Raw genomic sequence first — 8,623 nt, forward strand, 5'->3', positions numbered from 1 at the left:
GGATGACGCTTCCATCGTGTCTCCGGGGAGCTGTTCCTGCCTGGGTACGGCTACTCAATCGCTCATGTGTGCGCCGCGTTGCGTGCTCCGTACCCCAGTGCTGCCGCTGCGGTGGCCAGTACTGCCACCGTGGTGAGGGCTGCCGGGAGAGAGAACCAGTCGGCCAGGAAGCCGATCGCGGGTGGTCCGAGCAGCATCCCGCCGTAGCCGAGCGTCGACGCGGCGGCCACTCCACCGGGCCCGGCCAGCTCGCCGGCCCGGCCGACCGCGACGGGGAAGATATTGGCCAGACCGAGACCGGTGACGGCGAAACCGAGGAGCGCCAGCCAGGTGGTCGGGGCGAGCGAGCCGAGCAGCATCCCGGCGGCGGCCGTCACACCGCCCGCGACGAGGGTCCGGGTCTGGCCGAGCCGTTCGAGCAGTGCCGTGCCGCTGAGCCGGCCGGCCGTCATGGCCAGGGCGAACAGGGAGTATCCGGCGGCGGCGATGCCCGGGTGGGCGTGCAGGTCCTGTTCCAGATGGAGGGCGCCCCAGTCGGCCAGCGCGCCTTCGCCGTACGCGGTGCAGAGCGCGATCACGCCGAACAGGAGCACCATGCGGCGGGCCCGCCCGGCCGGCCGCCGCGGCTTCTCGGTGTCGTCGGCCGCGGATGCGGGCTTCGGCGCCGGTTGGCGCAGCAGTACCGGTCCCGCCGCCGCGGTGACCAGGAGCCCGATCCCGGTGAGGACGAAGAGATGCGTGGCGGGGGAGAGGCCGCCCGCGACCAGTCCGCCGAGCCCGGCACCGACCATTCCGCCGAGGCTGAACGCGGCGTGGAAGCTGGGCATCACGGGACGCCGCAGGGCGGCGACCAGGTCGACCGCCGCGCTGTTCATCGCCACGTTCATCCCGCCGTACGCGGCGCCGAAGACCAGCAGCACCAGGCCGAGTGCGAGCGCCGAATGCGTCTGCGCGGGCAGGGCGATGCTGAGGGGGAGCAGAACGCCGCAGACCACGGTCACCGGATGGGTGCCGAAGCGCCGGCACAGCCGGCCGGTGAGCATCATGGTCACCACGGCCCCGGCGGATACGCCGAGCAGGGCGAGGCCCAGGGTGGAGGCCGAGGCGCCGGTCTGGTGCTTGATGGCCGGGATGCGGACCACCCAGCCGGCGAAGAGGAACCCGTCGAGGGCGAAGAACACGGTCAGCGCGGTACGGAGGCGGGCCAACGAGGGTGGGGCAGTGTTTCCGCCAGGTCCCCCCGGTAGGGCCGTCCGCAGTTTGTTTAGTTGCGGCACAAACTCAGCATAGGGGCGTCCGGACAACGGGCGCAAGGTGGCCGCCCGCCGCGGCCGCAAGGGGCACAAGTGCGCCACCGGGGAGTCGGCGGCACCCGCGGATCATGGGAGACTCGCCCCCATGAACGGCAAGGTGACCACCACCCGGACAAAGTTGGAGAGGGGCCGCAGCGCGCTCGGACCCGCGCTGGAACTGGTCCACACCGGACGCGCGCCCACCCGTGCCGTCCTCACCTCCGAGCTCGGGGTCACCCGGGCGACGGCCGGTGCGGTCGCCGCGGAACTGGAGGCACTCGGCCTGATCCGGGTCGACTCCCGGCCGGGCTCCGCCGCCGGCTCGCAGGGCCGCCCCTCGCACCGCTTGGCCATCCGGGAGTCCGGGCCCGTCGCCATCGCCGCGCAGGTGCACGCCGACGGGTTCCGTGCCGCGCTCGTCGGGCTCGGTGGACGGCTCGTCGCCACTGCCCCCGGCTGTGTCACCGTCACCGCGGACCCGGCGCAGGTCATCGGCGAAGTGGTCGACGACTGTGCCCGGTTGCTGCGGGACAGCGGACTGCGCTGCGTCGGCGCGGGCCTCGCGGTGCCGTCCGCGGTCGCCGAACCGGAGGGCACCGCGCTCAACCCGCTGCACATCGCCTGGCCGGCGGGCGCCCCGGTGCGAGAGATCTTCGCCACCTGTGTACGGGAAGCGGGCATCCCCGGACCCGCGTTCACCGGGAACGACGTCAACCTCGCCGCGCTGGCCGAACACCGGCACGGTGCCGGGCGCGGTGCCCAGCATCTGCTCTGTGTGGCCACCGGTCACCGGGGCGTGGGCGGTGCGCTGGTCCTCGACGGCCGTCTGCACACCGGGAGTTCAGGACTCGCGCTGGAGGTGGGCCATCTCACGGTGAACCCCGAGGGCCGCCCGTGCCACTGCGGCGGCCGCGGCTGCCTCGACGTCGAGACCGACCCGCTGGCCTTCCTCGTCGCCGCCCGTCGCGAACCCGGACCGGAGGAGTCGCTGCTCAAGCAGGCCGGCGATCTGTTGCGTACGGAGTACGAGGACGCGGCGGTACGGGGCGCGGCCGAGGAGCTGATCGACCGGCTCGGCCTCGGGCTCGCCGGGCTGGTCAACATCCTCAACCCCGATCGCATCATCCTCGGCGGACTGCACCGCGCACTGCTCGACGCGGATCCCGAGCGGCTGCGTGCGGTGGTGGCCGACCGCAGCCTGTGGGGGCGCAGCGGCAGTGTGCCCATCCTGCCGTGCACGCTCGACCACAACAGCCTGGTGGGGGCGGCGGAACTGGCCTGGCAGCCGGTGCTCGACGATCCGCTGGCCGCGCTTGCGTGACGCGGCCTCGGGCGGCCGCACTGTCCTCAACCGTAGGACGGGACCGAAGACGTCTTCCACGCGAACGCCCGTGCTGGGTTACCCACCAGGATTCCGTCCAACGCTTGCCTCCCCAGGGCCTGTTCCAGGCGAGGGCGCAACCTCCGCAGCAGATACGGCATGCCCGGGGTCCCGGGCACTGTTGTGTCGCCGCCCAGCAGCAGTTGCCCGCCGAAGCCGTCCTCGGTGAGGGCGGTCAGTTGCTCGGGCAGCCGCCAGTCCGTCGCATGATTGGCCCGCGACGGACCGTCGAACGCGAGAAACGCGCCCGCCCGTGCCGCCTCACGCTGTACGACCCCGTCCGGTGAACGGCCCGGATGGCCGAGGATCACCTGCTGCGGCGCGACCTCCAACTCCCCGCAGAGCAGGTCCAGTACGTCGAGAGCCGCCGTGCCCAGCTCCAGGTGGACGGCGATCGGCGCACCGGTGCGATGGTGAGCCTGTGCTGCCGCCGTCATCGTGAACCGGGCATGGGCGTCGATGCCGTGAAAGGTGCCGGCGACCTTGATCAGACCCGCGCGTGCGCCCGTGGAGCCGATGCCCTCGGTCAGTTCCGAGACGAAGAGCTCGGCGAGGTGGTCCCGTAGGCGGCCGAGCAACTGCGCCGGGTAGTGCCCCGCTTGATGCAGCCCGGTCGCCGCCACCACGTGAGCGCCCGTCGAACGGGCCAGCCCCGCCAGGGCCTCGGGCTCACGCCCCATCCCGTACGGGGTCCACTGCACCACTGCCCGGCCGCCCAGTTCACGGAAGGCGCGCAGCCGGTCGGCCGCCCGCTCTGCGTCGTTCAGCTCCTGGCCAGGGAGGAGGGGGCTGCGCAGGAAGAGGTGGTCATGTGCGTCGCAGACGCCCAACTCCGTTGCGGGGATGTCGCCGAGGACCGTGCGGACGGTGGCCACCACTGCCGTCCCTCCCCGAATCGGTCCCGCTCCGGAGTGCTCAGGTGCAGCACCTCGTACCGTTCACCGGGCGCCTCGGGGGCTTCCTGTGCCCAGAGCGTGAAGTGGAGCAGTTCCCAGTGGCGGGGGTCGACCGCCAGTGCCGTGGCGACCGCTCCGGGTGTCTTCGCCAGTCTCCGGCTCTCCTCAAGAGCGGCCTCGACCGCGTCCGCGGGCGCGACTGAGGCCGCGACGGCTGCCCGATGACGGGTGGCCGTGCGGGGGAGTGCGGCCGACGCGGTCCCTTCCTCGTACGCCAGTACGGTCCAGTGCTGTACGTCGGGGCGCCCGAAGTCCTGGACGATGCCCTGGAATCCGGGGCCCCGGAGGAAAGAGTTCATGCCCTCCGGCGCCGCCCACAGATAGAAGGGCGCGTACTGGTTCACCGGCGAGTACTCGCCCCGTTCGCGGATCAGGTACGCCTTGATGCCGAGGCCCGGAAAAGAGTCCAGGAGGCGGCCCTTCGTCGCGACGCGGGTGCGGATGATCCCCATGTCGTAGTCGGCGGGAAGGGTGATCTCGTACTGCATGGCATGCATCGCGTGCTCCTCTGTGCTCCTCGGCTGTCAGGCGGCGGTGCCACCGGGTGCGAGCAGCGACAGCAGTCCACGCGCGCCCGCGTCGAAGGCGTCCGTCGAACCGGAGGCGCGGGCCAGCACATAGCCGCCCTGCACCGTCGCGACGATCGTCGCCGCCACGTCCTCGGGAACCAGAGAACGGGTGAACTCGCCCTGGTCCAGGCCCTCCTGGACGATCTCGGCGAGCCGGCCGCGCAACCAGCCGATCGTCTCGTCGACCGGTGCACGCAATTCGTCACTGGCGATGACATCCGGATCCATCGTCAGCCGGCCGACCGGGCAGCCGCGCAGCACATCGCGCTCGCGCAGGAGATATGCCGAGATCCGCGCGTACGCCGTTCCCGGGCCGTCGAACAACTGCCCGGCCGTCTCGCGCATCTGCGAGGCCGTGCGGCGGATGGCCGTGAGTGCCAGATCGGGTTTGCCCGCGAAGTGGTGGTACATGCTGCCTTGGCCCGCGCCCGCCTGCTGCTGGATGGCCTTGGGGCTGGTGCCCACATAGCCGCGCTCCCACAGGAGCTCCTGGGTGGCTTCGATCAGACGGTCCGGAGTACTCATGAGTCGAATATACATACTAGTAGGTACAGAATCCAGTGATCCCGGCCCGCCGGCGGAAGGAAGCAGCCGCAGATCCGCCACGTACTCCCGAGGGGGTACACGCACGGCCGCTGGCCGTACGACGACTCGGACCCCCTCCCGGGGCCAGGCTCGGAATCGTCAGGAATACCTGAACGCGAACCCTGAACCGAGGGAGTTGACCGAGATGAACACCCTGGCGTACAGCGGCGGACCCGGACCCTGGATCCTCCTCTTCCCGCTCTTCTGGGCGGCCGTCGTGATCGGCGGCGTCACCCTGCTGCGCCGTACCGTTCGGCGCAGCCGACGAGGCCCCTGGCAGGCCCGTACCACCCAGGAGGCACCCGCCGAAGCGTCACCGATCACCCTGCTCGGCCGCCGCTTCGCGGCCGGAGAGGTCGACGAGGACGAGTACTGGCGCCGGCTCTCCGTCCTCGACGAACAGTTCGGCCGCGGCAGCGAGCGAGGAGTGGCATGACCACCACCGTCCCCACCTCCGAGCCCACCCCCACCCCCACCTCTGCCGCCTCCGCTGCCCGGGTCGTGGACGCCGTGAAGCTCTACGGCACCGGCGACACCCGGGTCAGGGCCCTCGACGGGGTGAGTGTCGACTTCCCGGCCGGCCGCTTCACCGCGATCATGGGGCCCTCCGGCTCCGGTAAATCCACCCTGATGCACTGCGCGGCGGGACTCGACACCCTCACCTCCGGTTCCGCCTTCATCGGCGACACCGACATCAGCGCCCTCGACGACCGCAGGCTGACCCTGCTGCGCCGGCGGCGCATCGGTTTCGTCTTCCAGTCCTTCAACCTCCTGCCGACGCTCACCGTCGCCGAGAACATCACCCTTCCGCTGGATCTCGCGGGGGAGCGACCCGACCCGGAGTGGCTCGACGCGCTCGTCGACACCGTCGGACTGCGGGACCGGCTGCACCACCGGCCCGGCGAACTGTCCGGCGGACAGCAGCAGCGGGTGGCGGTGGCGCGGGCCTTCGCGGGCAGTCCCGATGTCGTCTTCGCCGACGAACCGACCGGCAACCTCGACTCCCGTTCCGGCCAGGAGGTGCTCCGGCTGCTCGGCCGAACCGTCCGGCAGACCGCCCGCACGGTGGTCATGGTCACCCATGACCCGGTCGCCGCCGCCCACGCCGACGAGGTCGTCTTCCTCGCCGACGGCAGGCTCGTCGACCGGATGCCCGAGCCCACGGCGGAGCGCGTGCTCGACCGCTTCAAGTCCTTCGCCCCTCACCCCTCACGCAGGCGGTGACGACATGACCAGCACCCGGGCCTCCGTACGCCTGAGCATCTCCTCACTCCGCGCCCACAAGCGCCGCTTCGCCGGTACGTTCGTCGCCGTCCTGCTCGGCGTCGCGTTCCTCACCGGGACGCTCGTCATGGGCGACACACTCCGCGCGAGCTTCGACACCATGTTCGGCAACGCCACCGCCGGTACCGACGCCGTCGTGCGCAGCTCCAATGTGGTCACGGTCGCCGGCGAGTCCCAAGGCACCCGGCAGCCGGTGAGCACCGCACTCGTGAAGAGGATCGAGCAGACCCCCGGCGTCGCCGCGGCAGCCCCCGACATCCAGGGCGCCGGCCAGCTCATCGGCTCCGACGGCAAACCCATCGGCGGTCAGGGGCCGCCCACCCTCGCCGGCAACTGGATCGACGACCCGAAGCTCAATCCGTACCGGCTCGCCGCCGGACGCGCCCCGTCCGCGCCCGGTGAGGTCGTCATCAACCGCGGCACCGCCGACCGAGGCGGGCTCGGGATCGGCGACACGACCGTGCTGCGCACCCCCGACCCCGTGCACGTCACGATCGTCGGACTGGCCACCTTCGGCGGCCAGGACGGCATGGGTCAGGTCACCTACACCGCCATGACGCAGGCCGATGCCGAGAAGTACCTCACGCCGAAGCCCGGCGAGGCATCGACCATCCAGGTGCGCGCAGGCCCCGGCACCGGCCAGCGGGAACTTGTCGACGCACTGCGCCCTGTACTGCCCAAGGACGTCGAGGCCATCACCGGACAGGCATCGGCCGCCGAGAACCGGGACATGATCTCCGGTGCCTTCCTCGGCGTGTTCACCACGCTGCTGCTGGTGTTCTCCGGGATCGTGCTGCTGGTCGCCACCTTCTCCATCCACAACACTTTCGCGATCGTCGTCGCTCAGCGGACCCGCGAGAACGCCTTGCTGCGTGCCCTCGGCGCTTCCCGCAGGCAGGTCGTCGGTTCGACGCTCGTCGAGGCGACCGCGGTCGGCGTGATCGCCTCCGCCGCCGGTCTGGCCGGTGGCATCGGCATGGCCGCCGGACTGCAGGCGCTCTTCCCCGCCGTCGGATTCCCGTTCCCCGAGGGCGCGCTGGTGATCAGCGCCGTCTCCCTGCTGCTGCCGCTCGCCGTCGGCGTCCTCGTCTGCCTCGGCTCCGCCCTCGTGCCCGCCGTCCGGGCCGGACGCACCGCTCCGCTCGCCGCCCTGCGCGAGAGCGCTGTCGACGACTCGGCGGCGTCCCGGACACGTGCCCTCGCCGGGCTCGTGCTGCTGGTGGCCTCCCTCGGCGCCATCCTGACCGGCGCCCTGGCCGATGCGTCCGTCCGGCTGTCGGCCGCCGGTGCGGTGTCGGTACTCGCCGCGTTCGTAGTGCTCGGACCGGTCGCCTCCTCGTACGCCGTTCGGTTCCTCGGCGCCCCGCTCGACCGGCTGCGCGGTGTCACGGGCCGACTGGCCCGGCGCAACGCCCTGCGCAGCCCCCGGCGGACCGCATCCACCGCGACGGCACTGATGATCGGCGTCGCCGTGGTCTCCCTCTTCACCGTCTTCGGCGCCTCCCTGAAGGCCACCATGAACCGGACGGTCGACCGCTCCTTCGCGGGCGATGTCGCCATCAGCGCTCCCGCCTTCGGGGCGGGCGGCAGCGGCCTCAGCCCCCGGCTGGCCCCGGCCGTCGACCGGCTGCCGGAGGTCGCGACCGCCGTCGGACTCGGCAAGGGGGTCGCGGAGGTCGACGGTGCGGGACGCGCCCTGACCGTCACCGACCCGGCCGCGCTCGGCCGGGTCTTCGACCTCGGCCGGGTCGACGGATCGCTGAAGGGGCTGGGCGCGAACGGGATCGCCGTGTCCGACACCGAGGCCGGCAAGCGCGGTCTGCACACCGGCTCCACCGCACGGCTCGCCTTCACCGACGGCACGCAGCAGAACTTCACGGTCCGTGCCGTCTACGGCCGGTCGGAACTGGCGGGCGACTACGTCATCACCCGCCTGGCCTGGGCCCCGCACCGTGCACAGGACTCCGACTCGCTGATCGCAGTCTCCTTCGAGCCCGGTGTCACCACCGCCGACGGCAAAGCGGCGGTCGCGAAGACCGCGGCGGCGTACGGCAACCCGGACGTACAGACCCGCAGCGAGTACGCGCAGGCCTCGGCCGGCGGCATCGACATGATGCTCACACTGGTCTACGCCCTGCTCGCACTCGCCGTACTGATCGCGCTGCTGGGCATCGCCAACACGCTGACCCTGGCGCTTCACGAACGCACCAGGGAACTGGGCCTGTTGCGGGCCGTCGGACAGACCAGGAGCCAGCTGCGGTCGATGGTCCGCTGGGAATCCGTACTGGTCGCGGCGTTCGGCACGGCGGGCGGCCTGTTGCTCGGCGGCGTCCTCGGCTGGGTGCTGGTCAAGGCGTCCGCGGGCACGGGCGACACCGTCTTCGCCTTCGCGCTGCCGCCACTGCGGCTCCTGGTGGTCGCCCTCGTGGGGATCACCGCCGGGGCGCTGGCGGGCTGGAGGCCCGCCCGCCGGGCGGCACGGCTGGACGTGCTCCGCGCGATCGCCGCCGAGTAGCGCGACATCGGCAAGTGGAGCGGGGCGCCGCACGGCGCCCC

7 protein-coding genes and 1 pseudogene are annotated in these 8,623 nt (G+C 72.0%); 4 read left to right on the plus strand and 4 right to left on the minus strand.

Features of this window, described 5'->3' with window-relative positions; genetic code table 11:
* Positions 1 to 62: 62 nt before the first annotated feature.
* Complete coding sequence (locus ACFVYE_RS39085; RefSeq protein ID WP_383970936.1) at positions 63 to 1,277, minus strand: MFS transporter; 1,215 nt, start codon at positions 1,275 to 1,277, stop codon at positions 63 to 65.
* Positions 1,278 to 1,398: 121 nt separating this feature from the next.
* Between ACFVYE_RS39085 and ACFVYE_RS39090 the strand changes: the two genes are divergently transcribed.
* Positions 1,399 to 2,613, plus strand: a complete 1,215-nt coding sequence (locus ACFVYE_RS39090; protein ID WP_266364126.1) for an ROK family protein — start codon at positions 1,399 to 1,401, stop codon at positions 2,611 to 2,613.
* Positions 2,614 to 2,639: 26 nt separating this feature from the next.
* Here ACFVYE_RS39090 and ACFVYE_RS39095 read toward each other — a convergent pair whose 3' ends face one another.
* From ACFVYE_RS39095 to ACFVYE_RS39105, 3 genes and pseudogenes are all read right to left on the minus strand, one after another.
* Positions 2,640 to 3,551: a phosphotriesterase gene (locus tag ACFVYE_RS39095; RefSeq protein WP_383970933.1), complete on the minus strand. Its 912-nt coding sequence runs from the start codon at positions 3,549 to 3,551 to the stop codon at positions 2,640 to 2,642.
* Positions 3,548 to 4,126: pseudogene (locus ACFVYE_RS39100) on the minus strand (DUF4865 family protein); the annotation flags it as partial. The pseudogene ACFVYE_RS39100 and the gene ACFVYE_RS39095, both read right to left, overlap by 4 nt.
* A 27-nt stretch (positions 4,127 to 4,153) precedes the next feature.
* The gene (locus tag ACFVYE_RS39105; protein ID WP_383970930.1) at positions 4,154 to 4,723 is read right to left on the minus strand and encodes a TetR/AcrR family transcriptional regulator; all 570 of its coding nucleotides are present in this window, start codon (positions 4,721 to 4,723) and stop codon (positions 4,154 to 4,156) included.
* Between the two features lie 205 nt (positions 4,724 to 4,928).
* On the opposite strand from ACFVYE_RS39105, the gene ACFVYE_RS39110 reads away from it, so the two are divergent.
* From ACFVYE_RS39110 to ACFVYE_RS39120, 3 genes are read left to right on the plus strand one after another with little or no spacing between them, the layout of a single operon-like run.
* A complete protein-coding gene (locus ACFVYE_RS39110) occupies positions 4,929 to 5,219 on the plus strand; it encodes an SHOCT domain-containing protein (protein WP_383970927.1) in 291 nt (96 codons plus the stop codon).
* Positions 5,216 to 6,007, plus strand: coding sequence for an ABC transporter ATP-binding protein (locus ACFVYE_RS39115; protein ID WP_383970924.1), 792 nt, complete (start codon positions 5,216 to 5,218; stop codon positions 6,005 to 6,007). Before ACFVYE_RS39110 ends, ACFVYE_RS39115 begins: the two co-directional genes overlap by 4 nt.
* Positions 6,008 to 6,011: 4 nt before the next feature.
* Complete coding sequence (locus tag ACFVYE_RS39120; protein WP_389608556.1) at positions 6,012 to 8,582, plus strand: ABC transporter permease; 2,571 nt, start codon at positions 6,012 to 6,014, stop codon at positions 8,580 to 8,582.
* Positions 8,583 to 8,623 lie beyond the last annotated feature (41 nt).

The sequence above is a fragment of the Streptomyces sp. NPDC058239 genome, assembly GCF_042882185.1.
Taxonomy (GTDB): domain Bacteria; phylum Actinomycetota; class Actinomycetes; order Streptomycetales; family Streptomycetaceae; genus Streptomyces.